The sequence below is a fragment of the Paenibacillus albidus genome (assembly GCF_014644435.1).
GTDB classification, from domain to species: domain Bacteria; phylum Bacillota; class Bacilli; order Paenibacillales; family Paenibacillaceae; genus Paenibacillus_AQ; species Paenibacillus_AQ albidus.
This window is the reverse complement of record NZ_BMKR01000027.1, coordinates 1-25,048: the sequence shown is the minus strand read 5'-3', so window position 1 is coordinate 25,048 and position 25,048 is coordinate 1. Positions and strand designations below refer to the sequence as shown.

Genomic DNA, 25,048 nt, shown 5'->3' with positions numbered 1-25,048 from the left:
AGGGTCGCCTTTTTTGTTCTTGTTTCAATTCTCGAGGATATAGCTGTATGATTGATAACAGGGTTGCCTAAATATTGGTATAGTAAAGATTAAGAAAAAGAACATCTCAGGAGGAACATCGATGCCCAAAGAATATTCGCGTATATATATCGAAAATGTAAAGCATGAGTTATTAAACAGGCTCGGACTGAAGCAGGTGTATTACAAAGGACAAGCGGGTGATGATTTATTGTTTGAGGCATCAGGCTTTGACCGGGGCACGGAGCATAAATTTTGCGTCAGAACCAAAACGGGAGCGATCGATGAGTGGGTTGCGGGGAAATGGATGAAAGTCCGTAGCTTCACCATTAAAAGCAAAGAACGGGAGGAGCGTTAGGACCGCCCCAAAGCTTCCATCCCAATCCCCTTCCTTGGTGGATCGTACATTTCTAATATACTTCCATTTTATAGTATGATAGGAATATAGCTCATGGGAATATTTGTGAGAGCTGCACTACTAGATGAAGATAAGGAGATGAGAACATGTCATCCAATACCACTACTGAACAAATCCGCATTATCGAATACGACCCATCTTACGCCGGAGCACTCGCAGATATGTGGAACCGCAGCAACGAAAGTTGGGGCGGCGGCACCAACCAGAGAACGGAAGACAGTGTGCGTCGGGAGTTGGAAATATCGTCTAATCTCCATGCGTTTCTGGCTGTGGACGGCAAGGAGGTTGTCGGCTTCTGCAGCTTTGCCCACTACCGTCAAGACGAAGGGGCTTTATATGTTCCGCTGCTGAATGTGCGGCCCGATTATCACGGCCATAAGGTCGGCCGTAATTTGATATTGAACGCCGTCCGCAAGACCGTCGAAGCGGGTTGGCCAAGGCTGGATCTGTTCACCTGGGCAGGTAACACCAAGGCTGTACCGATGTACAAGAAATGCGGGTTCTTCTGGGAGCGGAATGATGATTACGTCCACCTGATGAACTTCATTCCGACGGTATTACAAACCGAAGCGCTCGCCCCTTATTTCGAGGAGCTGGATTGGTATGTTGACAGCACCCGGGAACTCATCATTGAGCCGGATGGCCATTATGAGCGAGGTTTCGATTTCCTGGATTACACCTGGCAGAAGGGGGAGCTTGCCTTGCGAGCCGAGTTTGAGAAGACCGGCCGCGGGCTGACCGCTCTCGACACGCCCGAATATGCAATCTCTACTGAGATGGATGAGCATGATCTCGTGTTCGGTTCCGCCTATAAGGTTCGCTATCGTATCGAGAACCGCTCAAGAGCCGAACTTACGATAGAGATCAAGGGTCAGGACGATAAGTGTATTCGGTTCGCCCTGGATGCCTCACGAACGATCGCTTCGGGCGAAACGGTAATCGTGGAGGGGGAATTCGAGTTAGACCCGATTCTGGAGGAGCAGAACGACAAGAAGACCCATCCCGTAGTGAAGAGTACCTGGATCATCGGTGGCAGGCGGGCCGAGTTCCGTATTGGCATCGCTCCGAAATTTCCGGTCAAGATGAAGATGGTGCTGCCAGCCAGGGAGCTGCAGCCGGGCATTCCGGCTGAGCTGTATCTGAATGTAGAGAACAATTTCACCACGGATGCGGAGTTCTCGTTTGATTTGCCGGAGGATGAATTCGTGGAATGGGCCGAACGTTCGGTACGCTTCACGGTTTCCGCTAAGGGTAAAGCCTCAGTACCGTTACCCTTCATCTTACAGTCTTACGGACTCTACTCGCGCGAAATTGAGGTAACAGCTGTTCCGGCGGGAGGGAAGGCGATTTCCTTCACCAGCAAGCTGTCCGTTCTGATGAAGGGAACGAGAGGCCGTTACGGAGGGGAGAACGGGGATCAATGGGTCGCCGTGAACGGTGCATACTCCCTTCACCTGAGCAAGCTCGATAATAATATGTGGGTGGAGTATCCAGGCTCCCATCATAGCTTTTGGTGGAACTATCCGAAGCTGGGTAAGCCGTTCGCAGAGGAATTCTCCAAGAAGCAGGCCACAGAAGTGAAGTTCTATCCGGAAGGGGAGAGTCAGGTTCTCGAAGCCCTCTACGAGTCCGAAGACTTCCCCGGCCTGCAGATCAAGTCAGTGTCCAAGCTGTACGCAAGCGGCATCGCCGAATTTCATCATGAAATCTGTAATATCAGCAGTACAAGGCTGGAAGAGAACCTGTATCTGCTGACGAACTTCGGTTTCTTCGGCAAGCGGCTCATCCTGCCCTACCAAGGCCGTTATGTCGATCTGGGCGAGGCTTACTCCAGCGATCCGAATCAATGGGACAGCGCTCAGATCACTGAGAACTGGCTGTTCAGCCAGGAAGCGAATTTCGCTTGCGGTATCTGCTGGGACCCTTCCCTGAAGCTGCTTCGCTCGGAATATCCGCTCGGACTGGAGCATGATCTCGGCCGAATCGCTGCCGGAGCCGCAGTGAAGACGAAGCCGACTGTATTTGCGCTGAACGCCTTCGCCAAGTGGTCGGATTTTCGCTCCTTCGCCCGGAAATTGCCGAATCCGGTAGTTCCGGTGCTGGACAATCATCTCGAACTGGCGCTGGGCAGCGGTAATCCGTTCGTGGCAGGGACGCTGAGTGCGGCGCTAATCGAACGCAAGACGGTTCCACTGGCCGGGAGGCTCGAACTTTATGCGCAAAGTGATGGGGAAGCGGAGCGGAAGGTCGCCGACATTGAGCTGAGCCGAGAGCAGGACCTGCACTTTGCGCATGTGGATTTCTCTCCTGAGGAAAAAAATAGCCAGAAGAACAATGAATCCGGTTGGAAGGTGCGGGCGGTATATCGCGGTGAGGACCGGATCCAGGAGCGGTCTGCACTGTGGTTCCCCCGGACGGAAGCAAACGTCATTTGTGAAATAGAAGAAGGAGCGGCCGGTCCTGTATACACGGTGAACAACGGAGTTCTCTCCATAGCGGCTGCCCCCGGATTCGGCAGCGTTGTGCATTCCCTGAAGCACCGGGGGGAAGAATGGCTGGACAGCTCGTATCCGGAGCCGGTCCCGCGTTCGTGGTGGAATCCCTGGCATGGCGGACTTGGCGTAGATATCCCTGGCATCAGCGGCTTCAGCCGGCAGCAGGAGCCAAGAGAGGCGGCCACGGTGGAGCGCAGGGATGAGCAAGGAAATGTCTGGACGGGAATCCGTATGACCACCCGCATCCAGAAACACGAAACGTATCGGGGAATTACGGTCGACCAGCATTACCTTATGCTGCCTGGTGTCCCTGTGCTCTGTATGTTGCACTCGGTTACCAATGAGAGTGGTGCGCTTCTGCCGCATTATTCGCTGGCAGATTATCTTTTTTTGCAACCTTCGCCTGTCTTCTCAGAAGGATGGATCGAAATTCCCGGTGAAGGACAATACCTCCACGGCAAGCTGGAAGCTGAACTTCATTCCAAGGGGCTTGTGCGAATCGGCGCAGTTTCCCGTCAGGATATGCTGCATGTGGTAAACAGTTATCCTAATCAGAATTCATCTGCTTATGTTAATAACAAGGTAGTCAGTCACGGTGTGGAACACCAGCTTACTCTTCGCCATGGTGAAACGGTCTGGACGCAGCCGATCTTTCTGATTCTGGGACGAATCGCGCTGAACCTGGAGGATATCCAAGGCCTTCTTAAGCTGACCTTTGCCAATCCTTCCGACAAAAAGGAGACCTTAAATGCCGATCATTGATATTCATATCCATCTGTCAGATATCGACAGCTTTCATCACACAGCGATGGAGCTGGCCAAAGTTGATTACACCGCCGCAGGCCTCAAGGCGGAGTTTGACAAAAATGACGTTTTTCTTGGCATCGGAATGGGCGTCACGGAGCAGACCAAGGGCGCTTTTCCTGACTCCAATTCACCCAATCCAATGGGCCTTGACCTGGAAGACAGTGTTCCACCGTTCCTGATGGAATGCGTCGGCATCAATCCAAACCGGCTCACCGGGAAGCAAGCTCAACAGGAGTTTGACCGGATCGAAACGCGGTTACAAGCTCCCGAGGTAGCGGGAATCAAGCTGTATGCCGGGTACTACCATCATTACGTCTATGACCCAATCTACACACCGGTCTATGAACTGGCTGCCAAATACGATATGCCTGTGGTAATTCATACCGGCGATACCTACTCGATGAACGGTCTGCTCAAGTATTCACATCCGCTCACTGTAGATGAATTGGCCTACCAGCAGCGCGGGGTGAACTTCATGATCTGTCATCTGGGTGATCCCTGGGTAATGGACGCAGCCGAAGTGGTGGCCAAGAACCCGAATGTGTATGCCGACTTGTCCGGCCTTGTGGTGGGTGACCGGCCTCATTTTGAACGGTTCATGAACGAGCCGTTATTCATGGACCATTTCCGCCGGGCATTGGTGTATTCGGATCATTACGAGAAAATGCTCTTCGGAACCGACTGGCCGCTCGCGCCGATCGACCTGTATGCAGAATTCGTTCGCCGGCTTGTACCGGAGCAGCATCATGAGAAGGTGTTTTACCAGAATGCCTTTGGGTTGTTTCCGCGTATCCAGAGGCGGATTGCGGAGCTGTGAGAGGATTGGCGCTGAAGAGTCGTAGTCCGCAGATCCAATTCATCTCGTTTTGGGAGAAGGAGTGAGCTTTGCGGGTGAACAGCATAGATGAGGGTTTTGATATAAAAACGTTCATAGATCATACCTATCGTTCATTAAGGCAGCGTCTGCCGGATCTCTATACCAATCATTTGGCTTGTACTCATTATGAATATAAGGTAGGGAGTTGGAATGATTCTGAGTTGATAGTCCAGCTCTTTTACCGCTATGATACCCAGACCTTTGATCCTTTTGCTCCATTTCAGGCGATACGGACAGAAGTTAATAATTTAGGGATATTCAGTCCCACAGCGCAAGGCTTTTTACCTTTCCGTGCACTGGGCAATCATAACATTTTGACACACTTTTATATTCCCGACTTTAATAGATTCGGACTTGTGCCTGATCAACTATCCATGGCCCATGCTCAAATCACTCAACAGCTAACGAACCAAAGTGAACGGAAGAAGCTGAAAGGCTTATTAAAAAAATATCCGCTTGAACTTTTGGAGAAGTTGGATATTGAGCATACTTGTTTGTTTAAAATAGATAGGCACTATTATACAGTGCTGCGTCTGGATGAGAATAGATACGCCGCTATAGATAAGCACAGACATGTTTATATTGTGCACTATCGCCCGACAAAAGTTATTTTACATCCAGCCTATACTGAAGTCTTTAATCAAAGTCATGCCGAATATCTATGTGATTCGCTTGAGGATTTTATTCGTCAATATGACCTTTAAAGGCGATATAACTTTAAATAACACGTAAAGAGACACTAATCTTCGTTTAGTGTCTCTTTATTTTCTGCTTAAAGTGCTTGGTGAGATAGGCTCGATAAGTAGACAGGCTGTGGAAGGTAGAAGGAAGGGCTTTGTGATCTGTGCAGAGTCCAGAAGGAATATTTTCGCAAGATGCCCATTACCTGAAAAGCAGGCTGGAGCAGGAGTTGCTATGCATTCCGGGCGCTTTATATGTAATCTAATATTACATGAAATTCGATATTAATATCTTTGAGAGCGTTTTTTTAAGAAAAATATGTAGAAATGTAATGAAAAATGACATGAAGGTATAGACAAAGTGATTTTCAATCGGTATTATAAACCTAAATCTACAAACCGAAGTGAAAAAGGGAAAGAGTGGGGTGGGACCTCAGCATTAATTGTATACAATTATACAATTACACAAATGCACAATTAAGAGCTTGGACTTAAGAATTCGGAATTAGAGGGGATGCGCTAATGAGCAGCTCAATGTTACGGACACGCAGGTTGTCCAAGGATAATACGTATTTTGAACTGAAGCAGAAAATCATTGACAACGAACTGAAACCAGGTCAAAACGTGCATGAAGAAAGCCTTGCCGCACTGCTAGGCGTCAGCCGTACTCCATTGAGAGAGGCCATCCAGCGTCTGGAGAATGAGGATTTTCTTGTCCGCCAGCCAAATGGGAGGCTGAAGGTAGCGCCCGTGACTTTGGAAGAGCTGGAAGAGATCTTTCTCGTTCGCGGCATGCTGGAAGGACATATTGCCAAAAATGCCGCCAAAAACGCCACACCGCAAGATATTCAGCATATGACGGCGATGGTTGAAAAAACGAATCAATCCTTGCACTTAGGCTCCGATCAGGATGCGCTCCCGTTTGGCTTTGAATTTCATGATTATTTATCGGAAATCAGCGGCCTGCATACTTTTGAAAGAATCTTGGGCCAGCTCAGGGATCACACGCTACGTTATTGCCGCTACGTCTCCCTTCACGGAGAGTGGAACACGCAGGCCTATGAAGAGCATAGCCTGATTTTGCAGATGATCGTTGACAGAGATGAAGAGGGCGCGGAAAAAGTGATGCAGGATCACATATCCAACAGTTTGTCCACGGCGCTGAAACGTCTAAAAGAGGTTGACAAAACCAGAAAGGACTGAGCCAGCATGCAATCAGAATGGAAGATCGACACACAGATTATTCATGAGAGCCAGTCTCCCGATCCCCGGACGGGCGCCATTTCCCAAAGTGTTACCCCTGCGGTTGCCTATGCGTTTCCTGATGCGGAAACAGCAGCATCCGTGGTGGCGGGTGAAGCGGAAGGCGTATATTACGGCAGATACGGAAATCCGACCTCCCGTATATTGGAGAAAAAGATCGCGGCACTGGAAGGCGGCGAAGATGCCTTGGGTGTTTCCAGCGGAATGGCCGCCATCTCCATTGCCCTGCTTGGCTTCCTGAAGCATGGAGATCATGTCCTGGTAACAAAGGATGTGTACGGCGGCACATATAACTTCCTGACTTCCCTCGCACCCCGTTTCGGTATCGAATGCGACTTTGTCGATTGTACGGATATTGCGGCAATGCTCCAGGCGATTAAGCCCAATACGAAAGCTGTCTATATAGAAACCCCCTCCAACCCGAAGCTGACGGTCCTTGATATTAAGCAAATTACCCAAGCCTGCAAGCTGCATAAGCTTCCCGTCATTGTTGACAACACCTTTATGAGCCCTTGTCTGCAAAAGCCTTTGGAGCTTGGAGCCGATGTTGTAGTGCACAGTGCCACTAAATACATCAATGGTCATGGGGATGTGCTGGCCGGATTTGTCATAGGCGACAAAGATATGATCCGCTTTATGAGAAAAAAGCTGATGGGTGATTTGGGGCAGAATCTGAACGCTTGGGACTCATTCCTGATTCTTAGAGGAATGAAGACGTTGGCCTTGCGGGTTGAAAGACATTGCCGCAACGCCCAGACAGTCGCTGAATATCTCGAGGCTCATCCTTATATCGAAAGAGTGTTCTATCCGGGTCTTGAATCCCATCCCCAGCACAAGCTGGCTCTTGCGCAGATGAAAGGCATGGGCGGTATCGTCTCCTTCGAAGTCAAAGGAGGGTTGACAGAAGGGAAGAAGCTGATCAACTCGCTCAAGCTGGCGATGATTTCTTTCAGCCTGGGAGATCCGGAGACGCTGGTGCAGCATCCGGCCTCTATGACCCACGCTTCCATTCCGCAGAAGGAGCGGGTTCGATTCGGGATTACGGACGGTTTGATCCGCATTTCGGTCGGGCTGGAGGATGTGGACGATATTATCGCAGATTTCGATCAAGCGCTGGCGGCATTGTTCCCTTATGCTGAGCGGAACTCCATTTCTAAATAAAATATGGGCTTATACAAGGGGGAAGAATGATGCCGGTGAAACCGCAGGATGAAATGATGCAAGCACTGGGCCAACACTTGATTGACGTTCGCAGAAATCTGCATCGCGAGCCGGAATTATCTTATGAAGAATTTAAGACAACGGACAAGCTGAGGACATGGCTGGCCGATGCTCATATTTCCGTCTTGGATCTTCCTTTGCCAACGGGGCTGATTGCCCAAGTCGGGCAGAGTGAAGGGCCAGTGGTGGCTATCCGCTGCGATATCGATGCGCTTCCGGTTGAAGAACAGACCGGGTTGCCGTATGCGTCCGAAATTCCGGGGAAAATGCACGCCTGCGGCCACGATTTTCATACAGCAGTCATTCTGGGAGCCGCAATGATACTGAAAGCCCGTGAAACCGAGCTGCCTGGCAGAGTAAAAATTCTGTTTCAACCAGCAGAGGAAACCGGTCATGGCGCCGAGAGCGTGCTGGCTTCGGGAGGACTGGACGATGTGGCCGCAATATTCGGGCTGCATAACTCGCCGGAATTACCGACGGGTACCTTCGGAACGAGAACAGGACCACTAACGGCGGGTGTCGACCGGTTTGAAATTTCGGTGGAAGGGATTGGCGCTCATGCCGCCACTCCAGAGAATGGCGTGGATGCGATCGTAACGGCTGCCCAGATCATTACCGCGCTCCAAACCATCGTCAGCCGGCAATGTGGTGCAAGGGAAACGGTAGTGCTGAGTGTCACCCGGATCAACGGAGGCCATACCTGGAACGTATTGCCGGAACGGGTGGAACTGGAGGGAACGGTCCGCACTTATAATGAAGAAATTCGCCGCAGCATGCCGGAGAGGATCACCCGGATCATTGAAGGCATCGCCGGAGCCGCCGGAGCGAAGGCGCGGCTGCATTGGGCTCCAGGGCCGCCGGCGACGATCAACGACGGCTTCTGGGCTGACTTCAGCAAAGAGATCGCCGGGCAGGCCGGATATGAGGTGCACGATATCCCGCCGCAAATGGGGGGAGAAGATTTTGCGCTGTATCTGCAGCAAATACCGGGCGCTTTTGTAAATATCGGCACGGGTCCCGCCTATGCACTGCATCATCCGCGTTTCGACGTGGACGAAGCCGCACTGCTTCCTGCCGCCTGCTATTTTGCGCTCCTGGCCGAGCAAGCGCTGGTGCAGCTGAAGGAGCGGGCTTAGCCCCGGAATATGAATGAAAGGAGCGGAATGGTGATGATCGAATTAAGAGACGTTTACAAGACGTATATTCGCAAGGGGATCTCCAATGATGCCGTTAAGGGAGTTCAGCTGAAGGTTGATAAAGGCGATATCTTCGGGGTGATCGGCTATAGCGGCGCAGGAAAGAGCACACTGATCCGGCTGGTCAATTATTTGGAAAGGCCGACGAAGGGACAGGTGTTTGTTGACGGGCATGATTTGGGAGCGTACAGCGATAAAGAGCTGCGTGCCGCCAAAAAAAATATCGGCATGATCTTTCAGCATTTCAACCTGCTGGAATCCAAAAAAGTCTTTGACAATGTGGCCATTCCCCTTGTGCTGCTGAAAAAGAATAAAAACGAGATTCACCAGCGCGTTATGGAACTGCTCGAGTTCGTGGGCTTGAGCGACAAAGCAGGCAGCTATCCGAGCGAATTGTCGGGTGGTCAGAAGCAGCGGGTGGGTATTGCCCGAGCACTGGCTTCGAACCCTTCAGTGCTGCTGTGCGATGAAGCGACCTCGGCGCTGGACCCGCAGACGACCCGCTCTATTCTGCAATTGCTCAAGAAGATTAACGCGGAATATCATATTACGATCATGATTATTACCCATGAGATGTCTGTTATACAGGAGATCTGCAATAAGGTGGCGGTGATGGAAGGAGGCCGGGTCATCGAGCAGGGCAGCGTGCTGGAGGTATTCGGGCATCCGCAGCATCCGACGACACAAAATTTTGTGAGTACCGTTATTCAGACCAGCATGACAAGCAGTATGCAGAGAACATTGACTACAGATGAGGGAAGCCGCTTGTACAAGCTTGAATTCTTCGGGGAACGCGCCTCGGAGCCGGTATTGTACGATTTGATTCGCTCCAGTGAGGTAAAGGTCAATATTCTGTTTGCCAATATGACGGAGATTCAAGACACCACACTGGGGACGATGATCATTCAACTTAAGGGGAATTCAGAGGAGATGGACAAGGCGCTGGCCTTCCTGAAGAGTAGAGAAATCGATTTGGAGGAGGTGGGAAAGCATGTTTACAACAACAGTGACCAGTGAGCAATTTATACAGGCCATCATCGATACGGTCTATATGGTGGGGATGTCCTTATTTGTAGGCGCGTTGATCGGGATACCCATTGGCATCTTACTCGTCGTTACCCGTCCCGGGGGCGTTCTGGAGAACAAGCTGCTGTATACCTTGCTCAATCCGGTAATCAACATCATCCGTTCTCTGCCCTTTATCATTTTGCTTGTCGCGATTATTCCGTTCACCCGGATGATTGTCCACACTTCCATCGGGACGAACGCCGCAATCGTACCGCTCATCCTGTATATCGCACCGTATATCGGACGTCTAGTCGAAAATTCCCTGCTTGAGGTAAACCCGGGCATTATGGAAGCGGCGGAATCGATGGGAGCCACACCGTTTCAGGTTATCCGCTACTTCTTGCTGCCGGAGGCTGTCGGCTCGCTGATTCTGTCTTTGACGACTGCAACGATCGGATTGATCGGCGCGACGGCAATGGCCGGGACGGTCGGCGGCGGTGGCGTCGGAGACTTGGCCATTGTGTATGGGTACCAACGGTTTGACACCGTAGTTGTAGTTGCGACGGTGGTTATACTTGTAATTTTCGTACAGGGAATTCAATCTTTGGGCAACTCGTTGGCGAGAAAGATCCGCCGGTATTAGAGACTGTCCTAACAACAGGAGGAAACGAAGTGAGTGAATGGAGCAGACAGGAACGGTTTCAGGCCATTTTATCAGGGGAGCAGGCGGATCGGCCAATAGTCAGCGGCTGGCGCCATTTCATTGACAGGGAGCAGAACGCAGACGATCTGGCGGAGACGACCATCGCTTTTACCAAGCAATATGATTGGGACTGGGTCAAGATCAACCCCAGAGCCACCTATTTGGCTGAAGCTTGGGGGAATGAATATGATTTCGGGCATTATAGGGCGGTATTTCCCCGGCAGCTTACAACGGTGGTACCGGCAGCATCTAATCTATGGCAGCTTGAAGTGAAGAAGGCCACACAGTCAGTGCCTTTGTCGGAGCAGCTTGAAGCTGTAGCGAAAATCCGCCGGGGGCTGCCGGATACACCCTTGATCCAGACCGTCTTCTCCCCGTTGACGGTGCTGCTGTTCATTGTCGGGCGTTCCGCTTATGTGTACCCGACCGTGTTCGGCATCGAACAGCCGGTGACCCTGGATTCCTTGTTCAAAGAGCACCGGGCGGCCGCGCATCATGCACTGCATGCGATCTCCCTGACGCTGGCTGATTATGTGCAGGAGCTGAAGCGGGCGGGATCGGACGGCCTGTTCTATGCGGTGACGGGTACTGCACACCCTGGAATGTTCGATGAGTCGCTGTTCAACGAATTTTCCAGACCTTATGACAGTATTGTATTGGACGCTGCGAGCTATGGGAAAAATGTGCTCCACACCTGTGGGACTCACGCCCATCCCGAGCGGTTCAACGACTATCCGGTAGACGGGATCAGCTGGGATACAAAGGCTGAAGGGAATCCGGGACTGGAAGCGGCTGTGACAGCAACGAAGGTTGGCGGCGTCGATCACGCCCTTTTTGCCGTAAGTGACGTCACGCAAATTCAGCAGCAAGCTTCAGCAGCGCTGAATCAGATGAAGGATCAGCCGTTTATACTCGCTCCCAACTGCGCCATTCCACTGAGTGTTACCGACGAGGCGCTGGTGTCATTAAAAAAATCTGTATTTGAAGGAGAGAATCATGTATGAAAAAAGCAATGTCCTTATTCCTGATTGGTTTCGTTCTGGTATTGACGGCTTGTGGCTCCAACAATGCTGCGGACAACTCAAAAGTTGGGGCCGCAGAAGGTGGGAAGAAGGAGATTGTTATGGGATTTGGCGTCGGCACCTATGAAGAACAGTTCCGCCAAGCGATTCTGCCGATTCTGGAGAAGCAGGGCTACAAGGTTGATATTAAGACCTTCTCGCAGAATATGCAGGTCAACCCGGCTATGAAGGAAGGTACAATCGATGCGAGCGCGTTTCAGAGCACAGCGTATATGGAAGCCATCAATGGCGAAATTGGCGCGGATATGGTTGGAATCGCCTATGTGCCAAGCGCACCGCAAGGGGTCTACTCTGTAAAGCACACTACACTAGATGATGTGAAGGACGGCACAACGGTGGCTGTTCCCAATGACCCTGTTAACCAGGAGCGGGCGCTCCGCATACTGGAAGAGCTGGGCTGGGTCAAGATTAAAGAAGGCTCGAACCTGGCGGATTTCAACATCAACAACATGGAGCCGGACAAATATAACATCGATATCAAAATTCTCGATCCGGCGCAAATTATGGTATCCCTGCAGGATGTGGATTACGGCGTAATTAACGGGAATTACATCGCCAGCGCAGGTAAGAAGATTACCGAGGCACTCAAAATTGAAAATACACCCATGCAGCACCGCATCATCGTATCCGTGAACCGGAAGGATGAGAATACGCCGTGGGCCAAGGATTTGAAGGCTGCCTACGAGTCCAAAGCATTTGAAGAATATATTACCGGGTTGGAGAAATACGACGGATTCATTCTGCCGGAAGCGTGGAAGAACAACTAAACAGAGGGGGGAGAACGTTGATCAAGCAACGGATTCATTTTATCGGAGGCGGACAGATGGCGGAGGCTATCATCCGGGCAATCACAGCCAATCAGACGATTGCCGCCGACCGGATCAGTGTTACGGATATCAATGAGGCGCGTCTTCAGGTGTTGACCAAGGCATATGGTGTGGACACGGGCCGGAGCCAGGAAGCGTATCTGGCTGAAGCCGGACTGATTGTGCTGGCTGTCCGGCCGCAGGATGCACTGGACGAGCTGGGACAAGCTGTAACCCGGCTAGCTTCGCAGAGCGCCGTGGTTGTTTCGATAGTGGCTGGTTTGACGCTGGAGAAACTGGCCGGAGTTTTTGGAGCCGGACGGCCGATCGTCCGGGTCATTCCGAATACGCTGACGGATACGGGATACGGCTACAGCGGGGTCGTCCTGAATGCCGATGCTGCGCGGGAGCAGGTGGACGAGTTCCTGCTTGGCTTCGGCAAAGTCCAGTATATGGAGGAAGCGCTTCTGGATGTCTTTACCGGATACGGTGTAGCCGGGCCGAACTATATCTATTATTTCATTGAATCTCTTGTGGATGCCGGAGTGCTGGCGGGATTGCCGCGTGAGCAGGCCTGGAATGTCGCACTGGAGAATATGGCAGGAGCTGTGCTTATGCTGCGGCAGACGGGGCTGCATCCCAGACAGCTGCTGGACATCAACAACTCGCCGGGCGGGGTGGGGATGCACGGTCTGTACGAACTGAACAACAGCGATTTCGCGGCCGGCCTGCAGCGCAGCGTAATGGCAGCGGTCAAGCGAACGACTGAACTGGGAGTGAAATAGACGATGGCGAGCAAAAAATGGGATCACCTGGTTCATTATATCAACGACTTGGACAATGTAGTCGAGGTCTTTGCGGAGAAGGGTCTGATTGCCTTTAAGGGAGGTTCTCATAAAGACTGGGGTACCTTCAATACGTTAAGCTACTTCGGTCTGAGCTATATCGAGTTTCTGGGCATTGAATCACTCGAATTGGCCCGGTCCACGGAGTACAACCTGGTTGTTAAGGATGCCGTTGCTACTTTGCCTGAACATGAAGTGCTGAGCCGGGTTGTGATCCGCACCGACGATATTGAAGCGATGGCGGCTTCGTTAACCGCTGCTGGATTAAGCGTGTCACCCATTATGGATGGCAAACGTCTGGATACGTCCGGGGCCTTGATCGAATGGCGCATGATGACCATTGCCGGAGATTTCGGCGGGCTGGTCTATCCGTTTATTATTCAGTGGAAAGGGACGGATGAGGAGCGGTTGGCCAAGCTGACGGCCGCCGGCATCGCCCGGCCTCATCCTGTGGGCTATGTTGAGATCAGGCGGGCGGTCTTTCGCGTGCCGGACCCCGCCGCCGCCGCCGGGCACTGGGCGAATTTGTTTGGCCTGGATGTCGTAGAGTCATCGGATACTTCAGCTGTCTTGCGGATCGGGGACAAGTACTACGATTTCATTAGGGGGGAGGAGAACCGGTTCATGCAGGTAATTCTGGACACGGACTCCGAACAACTGGACGGTCAAACCTTGCGGATCGGCGAAGGGGAGTACGTATTCCAATCTTCGGACAGGAAATAATTGCGAAGCGAAGGAATAAATTTAACAGAAGAGATTAAAAAAGAAGCGCGCTCCTATGCCTCGGCAAGGGAGCGTACTTTTATTGTGTTTTCATGACTTGTACGCGAAAGGGTACAGGTCCTAGAATGGCTGAGTCACGGGTTCGGAGACCGTGCGATTCTCACCGATGTATCATTCGACTGTTAAAAGGTTACGTATTCAGGCCTATTATTGTTCCGAAAGGAGCGAACCTCGAACTCGCACTAGGCATATGATGTATTAGTTTAGAAGGAAGGAGTGTGTTAACGATGAGTTTTCAGCCGGGAGGATACCAACAACAAGTGCTGTATCAAGCAGATACTAATTCAATCCAAAACTTAAAATCCATTAGGAATCACCTGCACAAAATTTGCAGTCAACATGCAAATCAATATGTCCGAATTGAAACACTTGACGGGCAAGTGTATATGGGGAGAATCGTGAATTGCGACAGGGGTTTAATGTATTTGGCCGTTCGAAAACAAGGGGGTCATCGTGCTTTTTTCGGAAGTCCTTCCTACAATGATGATGAACTGATTCTAACTCTTGTCCTATACGAACTGCTCGTCATTACTTTATTGTACACATAATGGGGAACAAGAGCCTCTATTGCGGAGGCTCTGTTTTTTTGAAAAATGTCAATTTAGAAAGTTTTCAGAACAATGACTAACAAAATATAAAGCACCAAGATTACAGTAGTAGATGTAAATCCTCCGTACCCTGCGCAACCGCTCATAACTGTCCCTCCTTTGATATAACTTACACACCCATAATATGTATCTGTCCCTGTCTCTGTAACGACTATTGCCTATATGGTTTTTTATTCTTGACTATCTTCATCACTGATAAATTGCCGATACAAACACTGCTTTTTCTGCCCAATTCCCAGCTTTCGGTGGTCAAGGAGAGTGTTTTTTTAAAACCTGTCTGGAGTTGTGGCGCTTTAGCCTTTATAATATGACGAGTATACAGTATAAAGGAAAAGGTGTTAATTCATGAGCATATTAAATGTAGAACGATTGAGTCACGGATTCGGAGACCGCGCGATTTTCACCGATGTATCATTCCGCCTGCTAAAAGGTGAACATATCGGTCTGATCGGCGCCAACGGTGAGGGTAAATCCACCTTCATGAACATCATCACTGGCAAGCTTCAGCCGGACGAAGGTAAAGTCGAATGGGCGAAACGCATGCGGGCCGGTTATCTGGACCAGCACGCAGTGCTTACGAAGGGACAATCGATTCGCGACGTTTTGCGCGGGGCGTTCCAATATCTGTTCGATATGGAGCAAGAAATGAACGACATGTACGGCAGAATGGGCGAGGTGTCCGCGGAGGAACTGGAGCAAATGCTGGAAGATGTCGGAACCATTCAGGACACGCTAACGAATCAGGATTTTTATATGATCGACGCCAAAATCGACGAAACCGCCCGCGGGCTTGGACTTACAGACATCGGTTTGGATAAGGATGTCCATGATCTCAGCGGCGGTCAGCGGACCAAGGTGCTGCTGGCCAAACTGCTGCTGGAGAAACCGGACATTCTGCTGCTTGACGAACCTACGAACTATCTCGACGAGCAGCACATCGTATGGCTGAAGCGGTATTTGCAGGAATACGAAAATGCCTTCATTCTGATTTCGCATGACATTCCGTTCCTGAACAGCGTCATCAACCTGATCTACCATATGGAGAATCAGTCGCTGACACGTTATGTGGGGGATTATGAGTATTTCCAGCAAGTGTACGAGGCGAAAAAGCAGCAGCTTGAGTCCGCTTTTAAACGTCAACAGCAGGAAATCTCGGATCTGAAGGACTTCGTTGCGCGGAACAAGGCCAGTGTGGCTACGCGGAATATGGCGATGTCCCGGCAGAAGAAGCTGGACAAGATGGAGGTTATCGAACTCGCCAGGGATAAACCGAAACCGCAGTTCAACTTCAAGGCTGCGCGTACTTCCGGCAAGCTGATATTCGAAACAAAGGACCTCGTGATCGGCTACGATTCACCATTGTCGAGACCTCTGGACTTGCAAATGGAGCGGGGGCAAAAAATTGCACTAGTCGGTGCGAACGGGATCGGAAAGACGACATTGCTGCGCAGTATTCTCGGCCAAATACCAGCGATTTCAGGTTCGGCCAGACTCGGCGACCTGCTGGAAATCGGCTATTTCGAACAGGAAATAAAGGGTACGAACTACAACACCTGTATTGAAGAGATTTGGACCGAGTTCCCGTCCTTTACGCAGTTTGAAATACGGGCGGCTCTTGCCAAATGCGGCCTGACGACCCAGCATATCGAGAGTAAGGTCGCGGTCTTAAGCGGCGGCGAGAAAGCCAAAGTCCGTTTGTGCAAGCTGATCAACCGCGAGACAAACCTGCTCGTGCTGGACGAACCAACCAACCATCTCGATGTCGATGCGAAGGACGAGCTACAGCGTGCGCTCAAAGCGTATAAGGGCAGCATTTTGCTGATTTCCCATGAACCCGAATTTTACCGTGATATCGTGACGGATACGTGGAACTGCGAATCGTGGACGACGAAAGTATTTTAGAACCGCAAAAAAATGGCTGTCTCATAGAGGCAGCCATTTTTTACTGGAGAAACGGTGAAGACACAAAGGGAGGCCTTGTCAGACGGTTCAGCCGAGCCATAACTATTGTTTGAAAGATAGAACAACAACTTCATTTTTTAATTTCTTTTTCAGTACATATCGTATAAGTGCACAAACGAAAGCAAGAACGAGCAAAGTTAAGCCGATTATCCAAGCAATGGAGTTGCGATCGGGGGTGAATCCCAACTTTTTTATGAACGTTCCAGGAAACGTTGCAGCAAAAATGAATAAAACAGAGCTGACTGACAAATAGGTGCGAATTCTTTCAGGTGACTTTGATAACATAGAAAGCAAAGTTAGTGTGCTTGTCACGAAATAGCTAAATAGAATAAATGATACCGCAAAGCAACCAAATGATACGCTCAGATACAGCTCTATAAGCACCTTCTGATTAGTAAAGAGAGCATAACCGAAAATCATAATATCGAAAATAAGGATGGGACCAATACATAGTAAATAGGAGGACCAGCCATATATTTTCACAAGTTTATGAATTTCCAATTTGTTAGCGAGATAATATTCACAGCGTCCAGTAGTTTTTTCCGAGATGACAATCAAGCTAATGGTTAACATATTCAAGAAGAAAAAAATAGAAATATTTAGAATTAGAAGGATATACACAGCAAGGTAATCCAATGGACCTGTATTCGTTTTTAAAATTTGAATAACGGAGTTAAGTGGGATGATCAGCATCATTATAACCATAGCTAAATAGGAAGAGCTTTTTAGAACATCTCTAGAATTAAGTTTAACAATTGGATGAATGCCTATCACTTTACTTCCTCCAGTATGTCAAAAAATCTTTCCTCCAAATCTCCTTTGAAATTCTGATTATTGATAATCTCTGCGATTGTTCCATTTGCCAGAATGGTGATCCAGTCACTGATTTTTTGGACTTCTGCCAAATCATGCGAAGTGATGATGACTGTCTTACCTTCTTCCTTCAGAAGCTGTAATACGCCCCGCATAACTCTTCTAGATTCAGGGTCAACCCCGGAAGTTAATTCATCCAACATTAGAATGGGTGAATCTTTGAGTAAAGTAATAAGTAAGGAGAGTTTTCGTTTCATGCCTTTGGAATAAGTGGCAACTTTTTTATCAAGGGCGGTGTTTAATTGTAACAAACTGGCATACTTCATGGTGGTTGCTGAAACCAGCGAAGAGTCTACAGCAAGATAAATACCAAAATCCCGTAGATTTTCCCATCCTGTTTTGCCTTCAAACAAATAATCATTTTCAAGGAGCACAGATACCGCTTGTTCGTCACCGGCAAAATGGATCATTCCTTCATCCAAATCGAGTAAGCCCATCATTAAGCGGAGAAGTGTTGTTTTTCCTGCACCATTAGGTCCAATAATGGCGTAAATGCTGTTGTGGGGTACATGAAAAGAAACTTCCCTAATGATTTTTGTGTCGTTCAGACTTTTGCCTGCTCCTGATATGACAATAGCATATCCTTCAGAGTCTGAGGCGCCTTGTTCGTATACCATTTACATTCCGCTCCAATTTCTTTGGATTTACAAATGAAATGTACAAATAGAATTAAATTACAATGTTAATATATAATGAGATTTATTCTGAGGAAGTGACATTAAACACCTAATTAAATTATAGTTACCCTTTAGCTGAGTGTTTTGGTCATTATAAAATCAACTTGTTCTTCATCACCCATATAGAAAGAGTGGGCTCCTGTTTGAACAAAGTCCATTTTTTTATAAAAGGTAATTGCGCTCTCGTTTTTTTCCCAAACCCCGAGCCAGAGCTTCTCTTTGTTCCGTTTTATCGCTACTTCTATAGCTTTATTGAGTAGATAGCTGCCAAGCCCCTGTTTATGAAATTTTTTCCTGATATAAATTCTCTCGATTTCAAGCGAATCATTGCCCATTATTTCAGTTTGAGCATCATTAGTGTTTACCTTTAAATACCCGGCAATCTCCTCGTTAGAATAAATAAAATAGAATTCTGAAGCGATATTTGATAATTCTTTTTCTAATTGTGTTAAGTTAAATGATTTTTCCAAGTAGGTTTTCATATTTTCAGGTGAATTTTGATTCATAAAGGTCTCATTAAAGGTTTCAACACTAATTTCTTGAAGCAATCCCAGATCTTCGAATGTGCACTTTGTTATATTTATAGTCACTTTATGTGCCTCCTTTTACTCAATCAATAAATTCTCTTGTTTCCCTTTTTTACAAACTCCCAGTCTTTTTCTACATTTTTTCTGACTCTTTGCAGCAGGTTGAAAACCGTTTCTACTTCACTTTCGGAGAACCCAGATAGTGCGACCCTATTGGAATAATCGTTTTCCTTTTTTATAAAAGGGTAAACAGTCTTCCCCTTTTCTGTAGGAAAAAGTTTTTTGATTTTTTGATTATATTGATCATCATTCTTTTCAATGAATCCATTAATCTCCAGTTTCTTTATAGCTCGAGCAGCTGTTGTCCGGTCTACCTTTATCATTTCAGCTAACTTTTCTTGAATAATTCCCGGATTTTCACATATTCGCACGAGGTACAAGTACTGTCCTTTTGTAAGGTCATATTGTTTAAATTCTATATTACTTACTGAATCCAATGCCCTAGCAATCATTCCAATCTCACGTAAAATTTCCTTCATAATTTCACTCCACTACTATTGTATTTTTCAAACGTGGTAAAAAAATAGTACACCTTTTTTATTGTATTTACAACAAAAAACCTTGAGGTTTTTCCATACTAACCTCCAGTTAGATTTCGAACTTGAATTCGGTCAGCTGAACGATCTCGAGGGCAACGATATGTTCCTAGACGAATGAATCGGATTTAACGTTTGGAAAGATTTATCTTGCTCCCTATTCAAAAAAAAGAATTCCCCCTGAGGACTTCGCCTTAGGGGGAATTCTGCTTACATAATGAGGCCTAACGGATTGCCGTAACTGTATTTACTTAGAATCTTCACCAAACAGAAATGTACCCATTTTCACTTCCGGATACTCGTTATTCGGCCCTTCAAGCAAACTTCCGTTTTTGTTTTTCAAATACTTGTCGAAAAAATCCAACGTATAGTGATTAACGATGGAAGCGGCTCTTGCCGTACTCATATTCCCGGTCATTCCGATCAGCCGGAGGATCGGAGAAAGGAACTGAGCGTCGGCAAAATTATAATGCTGCATCCCTTCGACATACAGGACTTGACCGCCGTGATTGGCCGCGTTCTTAAAGTGTTCGATCTGATTTTCGTCATCTTTCGTCTCCTTGTCGATTTCTTCTCTTGTTGCTCCCATTTCCTGGAGTTCTTCATCGGTGTAAACGTAATGTTGGCTGACTTTATCGTAGCGGTCGAATGTATCTTCGGAGAATGAACAGGGTTGGAATTTGGCCGGAATGGATCTGCTCCAACTGATCCAGGATAAACTTCACGTCGTCCGTCCAAACCTTCCCGACCTTGTTCCGATAATCCGTTTCGCGTATCTGATATTCGTCCGTTTTCATCGTGGTCGTGTGTCCATCGGGAAAAACGGTCGCAAACGTGCTGTAAGTATGGTCGATGGATGCGACGATATAACCGTGACTAGCCAGATTTTCGGCATGCGACGTGTGATAGATTCTGGATGATTTGTAACCATGATTCAGGAGAACGAGAGGATAAGAACCGCTTTCGGTAGAAATCTCGGCTCCTTCATAGGAATGGCTTGGAATGTATTTCAGGTAATTCATAATGATTGCCGGTAGTCCAAGAGTTTTGGACAAAGGTTCCTCTTTCAGCATGGGTTCATCCGCTATAAAAGGGGCAGGGTTTCCCTTCGTATTTTGCGCCGGGTACCATATTTGAACCATCAATTCTCTTTTGCCTTCATCGGCTTCGTCGAAAATCTCGTCCCTATTCGTATCCCGTTGTTACGACCAGCACGATCGCCATAACGGTATAAGCCGAACCCAATAGGAACCGCGGGATCTTGAGGGGGCCAGCCTTATTGAAATAGGCATGAATCGAAATGGCCAAGAACAAGATCGTGATGCAGTATGGGAAAATTAGCAACGCTCTGTAACCTTCCACCATCCCATGGATGACCAGTAAAAGCGTGGCGGTTCCGCTTGCGACGAATACCGGAATCCTACGCCGCCCTTTTTTTAATAGTGTTGCTAATGCTAACAAGCCTATGTTCGATACAAGAAGCAAAACTTCAAACAGCCTCATCAATATTCCCCTTTCTAGAGATAATGTATTTCCTATCCAACCTTATCCCACCAGGTAGGCCTAAACTACCGATTTAGCTTCCATAAACTATCGATTTAGCTTACATCATCATTACCATCCGAAATCAACCGGACCTTCCCACGGGATACGTAGCAGCTGTTTGGTGTGATCATGGGAGACTGCACAATCTTTGCCGAAACAGCAAAAGGCTTGCCTTAGAGTTTACTCTAAGGAGTAAACTGTATATGAAGGAAACATTTCAATGGGAAAGGGAGGAACAATCAAATGGAAGTTGTGAAACTTGGTAATACGGGCTTGGATGTCTCCCGGCTGTGTCTGGGCTGTATGAGCTTTGGTGAAGCAGATCGATGGGTTCATCCATGGGTACTGGATGAAGATCGTAGCCGTATCATTATAAAACAAGCCCTTGAACTGGGTATCAATTTTTTTGATACGGCGAACGTATATTCAGATGGAACGAGCGAGGAAATTGTGGGGCGGGCTTTGAAGGATTATGCCCATCGGGATGAAATTGTTCTAGCGACGAAAGTACATTTCCGTATGCATCAAGGCCCCAATGGGGCTGGACTTTCCCGAAAGGCAATTATGAGTGAAATCGATAAAAGCCTAAAGCGGCTGGGAACCGATTATGTGGATCTGTACCAAATTCACCGCTGGGATTACCATACGCCGATCGAAGAGACGATGGAAGCCTTACATGATGTGGTTGAAGCTGGGAAGGCAAGATACATTGGGGCTTCAGCCATGTTCGCATGGCAGTTCCTGAAGGCGCTGCATGTCGCTGAGAAACATGGGTGGACCCGGTTCGTATCGATGCAGAATCATTTAAACCTCTTATATCGTGAAGAGGAGAGGGAGATGCTCCCGCTATGCAAGGAAGAAAAAATCGCTGTGATTCCCTATAGCCCGCTGGCCTCAGGCAGATTAACGCGGGACTGGTCCGAAACCACACACCGCTCCGAGACGGACCAAGTTCAGAAATCCAAATACGATGCAACGGCAAATACTGACCGCTTGATTGCAGAACAGGTTGCAGCAATCGCAGAACAACGCGGCGTTCCCCGCGCTCAAATTGCCCTAGCCTGGTTATTGCAGAAAGAACCCGTGACCGCTCCCATTATCGGGGCTACCAAAAGCTCCCATCTCGAAGATGCTTCAGCCGCTCTGTCCATTACACTAACACCTGAAGAAATTGCTTCGCTGGAAGAGCCATATGTGCCGCATCCGGTGGTTGGTGCTGAGGTGGTGAAGTGAGGAGAGAGTTTCCGGGAAAAGATTTCAGATGGAGCAGCCTAATAGGCTGCTTTTTTCTATGTGATAAAAAATGTTAGTGATTAAATCGCTAAAATGCAATGTATTGCCATTTGATCAGGTATGCTACAGCAGAGGGGCACTGTGTCCGAAAGCTTTTATTAGCTATACAAAGGAGGAGAATCATGGGCAGTATATTGGAAGCCTTGTTCTATGGCAACATCAGACCAGACGAAGGCATACACCCTAAACATTCCGAATACTACGACCTTAACCGAAAGATTTCTTCATTAATTGAAGCTTATCACAAGAAACTCTCTCCGGAAGAGTTCGATGAGTTGGAAAAGTTAATTGATTTGTTGGGGCAAAGTACCTCCATGTATTCTGCTACCGCATATACGGAAGGGTTCCGGCTGGGGGCGTTGATGATGATTGAGGTGATGGGGGCGGGGGAGAAGGATGATTAGTGAATAATGGTATTGGAGTCTATACATTGAAGGGATTATGATATCATCATAGTAAAGACCGCGAGACTGGATTATGCAGAGGTGTGAGTAATGGATCAAATCACGGGACAACGTTACTTGTATTATTTCATTAAAGATAAAAAGGACGAGCACTCCATTTTAACATTTGAGCAATGGGTGTATGAGCATGATGAATTGGAAGAGATTTTTGGTGAGAAGGAATACTTCGAACTCATCTCCAGAAACTATAAGGACAAACGTGCATTTGATGAAACGGAGAAGCAAATCAGAAGAATGATCACATTTGGCCCATTTGAGCAAGAACGAATCATCTTAATTTTAGATGACCTCTTAACGAATGGGGATGCAACAGAGCAATTGGAAATGTTGGGAACATTGTATGATGAATATTGTGACGGCTACAACTTTCTGAGGTATATTGCTTTAACCTATATTACAACTTCTGATGAGTACAAGGAGATTCTTAAAAGAGATCATTTGAAATTTCAAAGTTACATGGACAGCATAAGGAAAGAGGCAGTCAGATTGCTCGGGTTTTTAAGGAGTAAAGAGATCCTTATTGACGAGGAACACGAATATTATGACTACCGCGCAGAGAAAGATAGGATTGAAATACATAGTATTAATGTGTTGTTAGGTAATTAACACGAGGAGGATAACAATTTTTATGAGGAAAAGGGGATAACCATGAAAATTAGCACACAGGTTTATGTCAAAGGAAGTATAGAAGCCGCTGAATTCTATTGTAAAGCCTTTGGTTTAGAGAAAAGTTTGGAAATAAAAGATGAAACGAAGAACGAATACATGCATTGCGAATTAACATTAAATGGGAAGTTGTTTATGGCTGTCAGTGAAGCGCCAAAGAACTGTGATACTAGTGAAAAAAAGTCTTGGCAGACGATGGCATTCAATGTCTATGACATGGGCAGTGAAGAAGCTGTTCGAAGGGCATATGATGTATTGAGCAACGGTGGTAACGTTATTGATTCTTTGGGGCCATGCGAATGGAACCGATGTTGTTCAAATCTGATTGATAAATATGGTGTGTTTTGGTGGATAGCCATTTAACAAAAGAAAGTCGGTGTTTATTATGAGACAGGATTTTTCTCATGTAACGGTTGAACAGCTTGCGAAACTGTTTCCTGTCTTCGAGCAGAGGATCTTTATCTAAGTATTTTACTAGTTAATTTTAAAGGTAAATAAGAATGTTATGAAATGCAGGGTGACTTCGTATATCTGGACTCGCCTTTTTTCACCTTTCTACGCTTTCCCCCTCATTTTGATTAAACTAACCCTATGCAATACTCTACCCAAATACAACAGGAAACGAGGTGATGCCCCATGACAACTCACAAAGTACCCAATAGATTTGCCAAGGAGAAGTCGCCGTACTTGCTGCAATATACATATAACCCGGTGAATTTGTTCCCTTGGTCGGAAGAGGCTTTTGAAACCGCCAAGCACGAAAGAAGCCTTTCTTGTTATCTATTGGGTATTCGTAGTTACAGTATGCAGACTTTTCATTGATGGGATGTTCGTGTGAATCAATTTTAAGATGCTTTCGCCAGTGGAATTGGCGAACTTCGTGAATATTACGTTATTGAAAGTCAGGAAAGCAAATAATTAAGGAATGAGTGCTTCAATACATGGGAATCAAAGAGAAAATTAATGCTAAGGATGAAATGTTCGACTTTTTATCTATGAAAAGTTCGTCTAATTATGGTTATATAGTGAGAAAGTTTAGAATTCAAAGCTTTTACAATAATCAATTTATGTACCGCGATTACATTACAAAAATGCGAATTTTTATCAGAATGAAGCTGTTGTATATTGTCAAAATAATAATTTACAACATATAAATGAGCTACTACTTCGAAGAAAAGAATTGAAAAATCAAAAAAACTATTTGCTAAGTATTGGAGCTGGTATCGGTACAGGTGTACCGGTAGGTTTGTTTGTAAATAACATTTATAGGGGGAGTTTTTGCGGTCCTTGGTATTTTTAAATATTTTTCGTCTGATACAACACCATTAATGGATTATTCAGAAGAAGAAGAATTAAGAATTATTGAAGAAGAAATAAATAAAATAGTAAATATTCGTTAGCATTTCAAAGACGACCTGACCCTCATATAACACTCTGGATTGGTTGCGCAGTTGCCCGAAAAAAAGACCTTCATAACCACTAATGAAGGCCTTTAGTGTCGTAATCATATGGGCAGAAAAGCTGTGCGGCAATTGCGCAAATCCCTGTTGAACGAAGCCGCGGGTACGTGCTAGTCTATGGGCTTTGTTATTTATTTCTATCTCTCAGTGGAGCATAAAATAGGAAATCCACGTT

27 protein-coding genes are annotated in these 25,048 nt (G+C 47.2%); 19 read left to right on the top strand and 8 right to left on the bottom strand.

Features of this window, described 5'->3' with window-relative positions; translation table 11 throughout:
• Positions 1-121: 121 nt before the first annotated feature.
• The 13 genes from IEY53_RS24190 to IEY53_RS24130 all read left to right on the top strand — a co-directional run bounded on the left by IEY53_RS24190 (position 122) and on the right by IEY53_RS24130 (position 14,142).
• Entirely contained in the window at positions 122-376 is a 255-nt protein-coding gene (locus IEY53_RS24190; RefSeq protein ID WP_189029600.1) for a hypothetical protein, read from the top strand.
• Between the two features lie 146 nt (positions 377-522).
• Entirely contained in the window at positions 523-3,693 is a 3,171-nt protein-coding gene (locus IEY53_RS24185; RefSeq protein ID WP_189029598.1) for a GNAT family N-acetyltransferase, read from the top strand.
• Complete coding sequence (locus IEY53_RS24180; RefSeq protein ID WP_189029596.1) at positions 3,680-4,555, top strand: amidohydrolase family protein; 876 nt, start codon at positions 3,680-3,682, stop codon at positions 4,553-4,555. The genes IEY53_RS24185 and IEY53_RS24180 overlap by 14 nt, the downstream gene beginning before the upstream one ends.
• Before the next feature lie 74 nt (positions 4,556-4,629).
• On the top strand, positions 4,630-5,319 hold the full coding sequence (locus IEY53_RS24175; protein ID WP_189029594.1) for a hypothetical protein: 690 nt from the start codon (positions 4,630-4,632) through the stop codon (positions 5,317-5,319).
• Between the two features lie 498 nt (positions 5,320-5,817).
• Positions 5,818-6,498, top strand: coding sequence for a GntR family transcriptional regulator (locus tag IEY53_RS24170; RefSeq protein WP_189029592.1), 681 nt, complete (start codon positions 5,818-5,820; stop codon positions 6,496-6,498).
• Positions 6,499-6,504: 6 nt separating this feature from the next.
• Positions 6,505-7,719, top strand: coding sequence for a trans-sulfuration enzyme family protein (locus IEY53_RS24165; RefSeq protein ID WP_189029590.1), 1,215 nt, complete (start codon positions 6,505-6,507; stop codon positions 7,717-7,719).
• Between the two features lie 29 nt (positions 7,720-7,748).
• Positions 7,749-8,915: an amidohydrolase gene (locus IEY53_RS24160; protein WP_229696319.1), complete on the top strand. Its 1,167-nt coding sequence runs from the start codon at positions 7,749-7,751 to the stop codon at positions 8,913-8,915.
• A 33-nt stretch (positions 8,916-8,948) separates the two neighbouring features.
• On the top strand, positions 8,949-9,992 hold the full coding sequence (locus IEY53_RS24155) for a methionine ABC transporter ATP-binding protein (RefSeq protein ID WP_189029588.1): 1,044 nt from the start codon (positions 8,949-8,951) through the stop codon (positions 9,990-9,992).
• A complete protein-coding gene (locus tag IEY53_RS24150) occupies positions 9,967-10,626 on the top strand; it encodes a methionine ABC transporter permease (RefSeq protein WP_189029586.1) in 660 nt (219 codons plus the stop codon). The genes IEY53_RS24155 and IEY53_RS24150 overlap by 26 nt, the downstream gene beginning before the upstream one ends.
• Positions 10,627-10,655: 29 nt before the next feature.
• Entirely contained in the window at positions 10,656-11,690 is a 1,035-nt protein-coding gene (locus IEY53_RS24145; RefSeq protein ID WP_189029584.1) for a uroporphyrinogen decarboxylase family protein, read from the top strand.
• Positions 11,687-12,535: a MetQ/NlpA family ABC transporter substrate-binding protein gene (locus IEY53_RS24140; RefSeq protein WP_189029582.1), complete on the top strand. Its 849-nt coding sequence runs from the start codon at positions 11,687-11,689 to the stop codon at positions 12,533-12,535. Before IEY53_RS24145 ends, IEY53_RS24140 begins: the two co-directional genes overlap by 4 nt.
• Before the next feature lie 17 nt (positions 12,536-12,552).
• Positions 12,553-13,359, top strand: coding sequence for a pyrroline-5-carboxylate reductase (gene proC / locus IEY53_RS24135; protein WP_308424248.1), 807 nt, complete (start codon positions 12,553-12,555; stop codon positions 13,357-13,359).
• A 3-nt stretch (positions 13,360-13,362) separates the two neighbouring features.
• A complete protein-coding gene (locus tag IEY53_RS24130; RefSeq protein ID WP_189029580.1) occupies positions 13,363-14,142 on the top strand; it encodes a VOC family protein in 780 nt (259 codons plus the stop codon).
• Between the two features lie 661 nt (positions 14,143-14,803).
• Here the strand turns inward: IEY53_RS24130 and IEY53_RS35280 are convergent.
• The gene (locus IEY53_RS35280; protein ID WP_229696318.1) at positions 14,804-14,896 is read right to left on the bottom strand and encodes a YjcZ family sporulation protein; all 93 of its coding nucleotides are present in this window, start codon (positions 14,894-14,896) and stop codon (positions 14,804-14,806) included.
• Between the two features lie 259 nt (positions 14,897-15,155).
• On the opposite strand from IEY53_RS35280, the gene IEY53_RS24125 reads away from it, so the two are divergent.
• Positions 15,156-16,712 (top strand): ABC-F family ATP-binding cassette domain-containing protein, encoded by a 1,557-nt coding sequence (locus IEY53_RS24125; RefSeq protein ID WP_189029578.1) that lies wholly within the window; start codon positions 15,156-15,158, stop codon positions 16,710-16,712.
• A 102-nt stretch (positions 16,713-16,814) separates the two neighbouring features.
• Here the strand turns inward: IEY53_RS24125 and IEY53_RS24120 are convergent, their stop codons facing one another.
• The 7 genes from IEY53_RS24120 to IEY53_RS35265 form a co-directional block, all read right to left on the bottom strand.
• Positions 16,815-17,546 (bottom strand): hypothetical protein, encoded by a 732-nt coding sequence (locus IEY53_RS24120; protein ID WP_189029576.1) that lies wholly within the window; start codon positions 17,544-17,546, stop codon positions 16,815-16,817.
• Positions 17,543-18,262, bottom strand: a complete 720-nt coding sequence (locus IEY53_RS24115; protein WP_189029574.1) for an ABC transporter ATP-binding protein — start codon at positions 18,260-18,262, stop codon at positions 17,543-17,545. The genes IEY53_RS24120 and IEY53_RS24115 overlap by 4 nt, the downstream gene beginning before the upstream one ends.
• A 131-nt stretch (positions 18,263-18,393) precedes the next feature.
• Positions 18,394-18,912: a spermidine/spermine N(1)-acetyltransferase gene (gene paiA / locus IEY53_RS24110; protein WP_189029572.1), complete on the bottom strand. Its 519-nt coding sequence runs from the start codon at positions 18,910-18,912 to the stop codon at positions 18,394-18,396.
• Between the two features lie 23 nt (positions 18,913-18,935).
• The gene (locus IEY53_RS24105) at positions 18,936-19,388 is read right to left on the bottom strand and encodes a MarR family winged helix-turn-helix transcriptional regulator (RefSeq protein WP_189029570.1); all 453 of its coding nucleotides are present in this window, start codon (positions 19,386-19,388) and stop codon (positions 18,936-18,938) included.
• A 304-nt stretch (positions 19,389-19,692) separates the two neighbouring features.
• Positions 19,693-20,034 carry a hypothetical protein gene (locus IEY53_RS35275; protein WP_229696317.1) on the bottom strand — a complete coding sequence of 114 codons (342 nt, stop codon included), beginning with the start codon at positions 20,032-20,034 and terminating at the stop codon, positions 19,693-19,695.
• A gap of 43 nt (positions 20,035-20,077) precedes the next feature.
• Positions 20,078-20,587, bottom strand: a complete 510-nt coding sequence (locus tag IEY53_RS35270) for an alpha/beta hydrolase (RefSeq protein ID WP_229696316.1) — start codon at positions 20,585-20,587, stop codon at positions 20,078-20,080.
• Between the two features lie 43 nt (positions 20,588-20,630).
• Positions 20,631-20,948, bottom strand: a complete 318-nt coding sequence (locus IEY53_RS35265; RefSeq protein WP_229696315.1) for a hypothetical protein — start codon at positions 20,946-20,948, stop codon at positions 20,631-20,633.
• Positions 20,949-21,233: 285 nt separating this feature from the next.
• On the opposite strand from IEY53_RS35265, the gene IEY53_RS24095 reads away from it, so the two are divergent.
• From IEY53_RS24095 to IEY53_RS36150, 5 genes are all read left to right on the top strand, one after another.
• Complete coding sequence (locus IEY53_RS24095) at positions 21,234-22,223, top strand: aldo/keto reductase (RefSeq protein WP_189029568.1); 990 nt, start codon at positions 21,234-21,236, stop codon at positions 22,221-22,223.
• Between the two features lie 182 nt (positions 22,224-22,405).
• Positions 22,406-22,687, top strand: coding sequence for a DUF6809 family protein (locus tag IEY53_RS24090; protein ID WP_189029566.1), 282 nt, complete (start codon positions 22,406-22,408; stop codon positions 22,685-22,687).
• A gap of 90 nt (positions 22,688-22,777) precedes the next feature.
• Positions 22,778-23,353, top strand: coding sequence for a hypothetical protein (locus tag IEY53_RS24085; RefSeq protein WP_189029565.1), 576 nt, complete (start codon positions 22,778-22,780; stop codon positions 23,351-23,353).
• 42 nt (positions 23,354-23,395) lie between these two features.
• The gene (locus IEY53_RS24080) at positions 23,396-23,776 is read left to right on the top strand and encodes a VOC family protein (RefSeq protein WP_189029563.1); all 381 of its coding nucleotides are present in this window, start codon (positions 23,396-23,398) and stop codon (positions 23,774-23,776) included.
• A gap of 273 nt (positions 23,777-24,049) precedes the next feature.
• Positions 24,050-24,235: a DUF255 domain-containing protein gene (locus IEY53_RS36150; RefSeq protein ID WP_373293918.1), complete on the top strand. Its 186-nt coding sequence runs from the start codon at positions 24,050-24,052 to the stop codon at positions 24,233-24,235.
• Positions 24,236-25,048 lie beyond the last annotated feature (813 nt).

What these genes read in the sequence shown, in the direction of transcription:
- IEY53_RS24190 (WP_189029600.1), top strand. Translation starts at nt 122, where the DNA reads ATGCCCAAAGAATATTCGCGTATATATATCGAAAATGTAAAGCATGAG.
- IEY53_RS24185 (WP_189029598.1), top strand. Translation starts at nt 523, where the DNA reads ATGTCATCCAATACCACTACTGAACAAATCCGCATTATCGAATACGAC.
- IEY53_RS24180 (WP_189029596.1), top strand. Translation starts at nt 3,680, where the DNA reads ATGCCGATCATTGATATTCATATCCATCTGTCAGATATCGACAGCTTT.
- IEY53_RS24170 (WP_189029592.1), top strand. Translation starts at nt 5,818, where the DNA reads ATGAGCAGCTCAATGTTACGGACACGCAGGTTGTCCAAGGATAATACG.
- IEY53_RS24165 (WP_189029590.1), top strand. Translation starts at nt 6,505, where the DNA reads ATGCAATCAGAATGGAAGATCGACACACAGATTATTCATGAGAGCCAG.
- IEY53_RS24160 (WP_229696319.1), top strand. Translation starts at nt 7,749, where the DNA reads ATGCCGGTGAAACCGCAGGATGAAATGATGCAAGCACTGGGCCAACAC.
- IEY53_RS24155 (WP_189029588.1), top strand. Translation starts at nt 8,949, where the DNA reads ATGATCGAATTAAGAGACGTTTACAAGACGTATATTCGCAAGGGGATC.
- IEY53_RS24150 (WP_189029586.1), top strand. Translation starts at nt 9,967, where the DNA reads ATGTTTACAACAACAGTGACCAGTGAGCAATTTATACAGGCCATCATC.
- IEY53_RS24140 (WP_189029582.1), top strand. Translation starts at nt 11,687, where the DNA reads ATGAAAAAAGCAATGTCCTTATTCCTGATTGGTTTCGTTCTGGTATTG.
- IEY53_RS24130 (WP_189029580.1), top strand. Translation starts at nt 13,363, where the DNA reads ATGGCGAGCAAAAAATGGGATCACCTGGTTCATTATATCAACGACTTG.
- IEY53_RS35280 (WP_229696318.1), bottom strand. Translation starts at nt 14,896, where the DNA reads ATGAGCGGTTGCGCAGGGTACGGAGGATTTACATCTACTACTGTAATC.
- IEY53_RS24125 (WP_189029578.1), top strand. Translation starts at nt 15,156, where the DNA reads ATGAGCATATTAAATGTAGAACGATTGAGTCACGGATTCGGAGACCGC.
- IEY53_RS24115 (WP_189029574.1), bottom strand. Translation starts at nt 18,262, where the DNA reads ATGGTATACGAACAAGGCGCCTCAGACTCTGAAGGATATGCTATTGTC.
- IEY53_RS24105 (WP_189029570.1), bottom strand. Translation starts at nt 19,388, where the DNA reads ATGAAGGAAATTTTACGTGAGATTGGAATGATTGCTAGGGCATTGGAT.
- IEY53_RS35275 (WP_229696317.1), bottom strand. Translation starts at nt 20,034, where the DNA reads ATGGGAGCAACAAGAGAAGAAATCGACAAGGAGACGAAAGATGACGAA.
- IEY53_RS35270 (WP_229696316.1), bottom strand. Translation starts at nt 20,587, where the DNA reads ATGGTTCAAATATGGTACCCGGCGCAAAATACGAAGGGAAACCCTGCC.
- IEY53_RS35265 (WP_229696315.1), bottom strand. Translation starts at nt 20,948, where the DNA reads ATGAGGCTGTTTGAAGTTTTGCTTCTTGTATCGAACATAGGCTTGTTA.
- IEY53_RS24095 (WP_189029568.1), top strand. Translation starts at nt 21,234, where the DNA reads ATGGAAGTTGTGAAACTTGGTAATACGGGCTTGGATGTCTCCCGGCTG.
- IEY53_RS24090 (WP_189029566.1), top strand. Translation starts at nt 22,406, where the DNA reads ATGGGCAGTATATTGGAAGCCTTGTTCTATGGCAACATCAGACCAGAC.
- IEY53_RS24085 (WP_189029565.1), top strand. Translation starts at nt 22,778, where the DNA reads ATGGATCAAATCACGGGACAACGTTACTTGTATTATTTCATTAAAGAT.
- IEY53_RS24080 (WP_189029563.1), top strand. Translation starts at nt 23,396, where the DNA reads ATGAAAATTAGCACACAGGTTTATGTCAAAGGAAGTATAGAAGCCGCT.
- IEY53_RS36150 (WP_373293918.1), top strand. Translation starts at nt 24,050, where the DNA reads ATGACAACTCACAAAGTACCCAATAGATTTGCCAAGGAGAAGTCGCCG.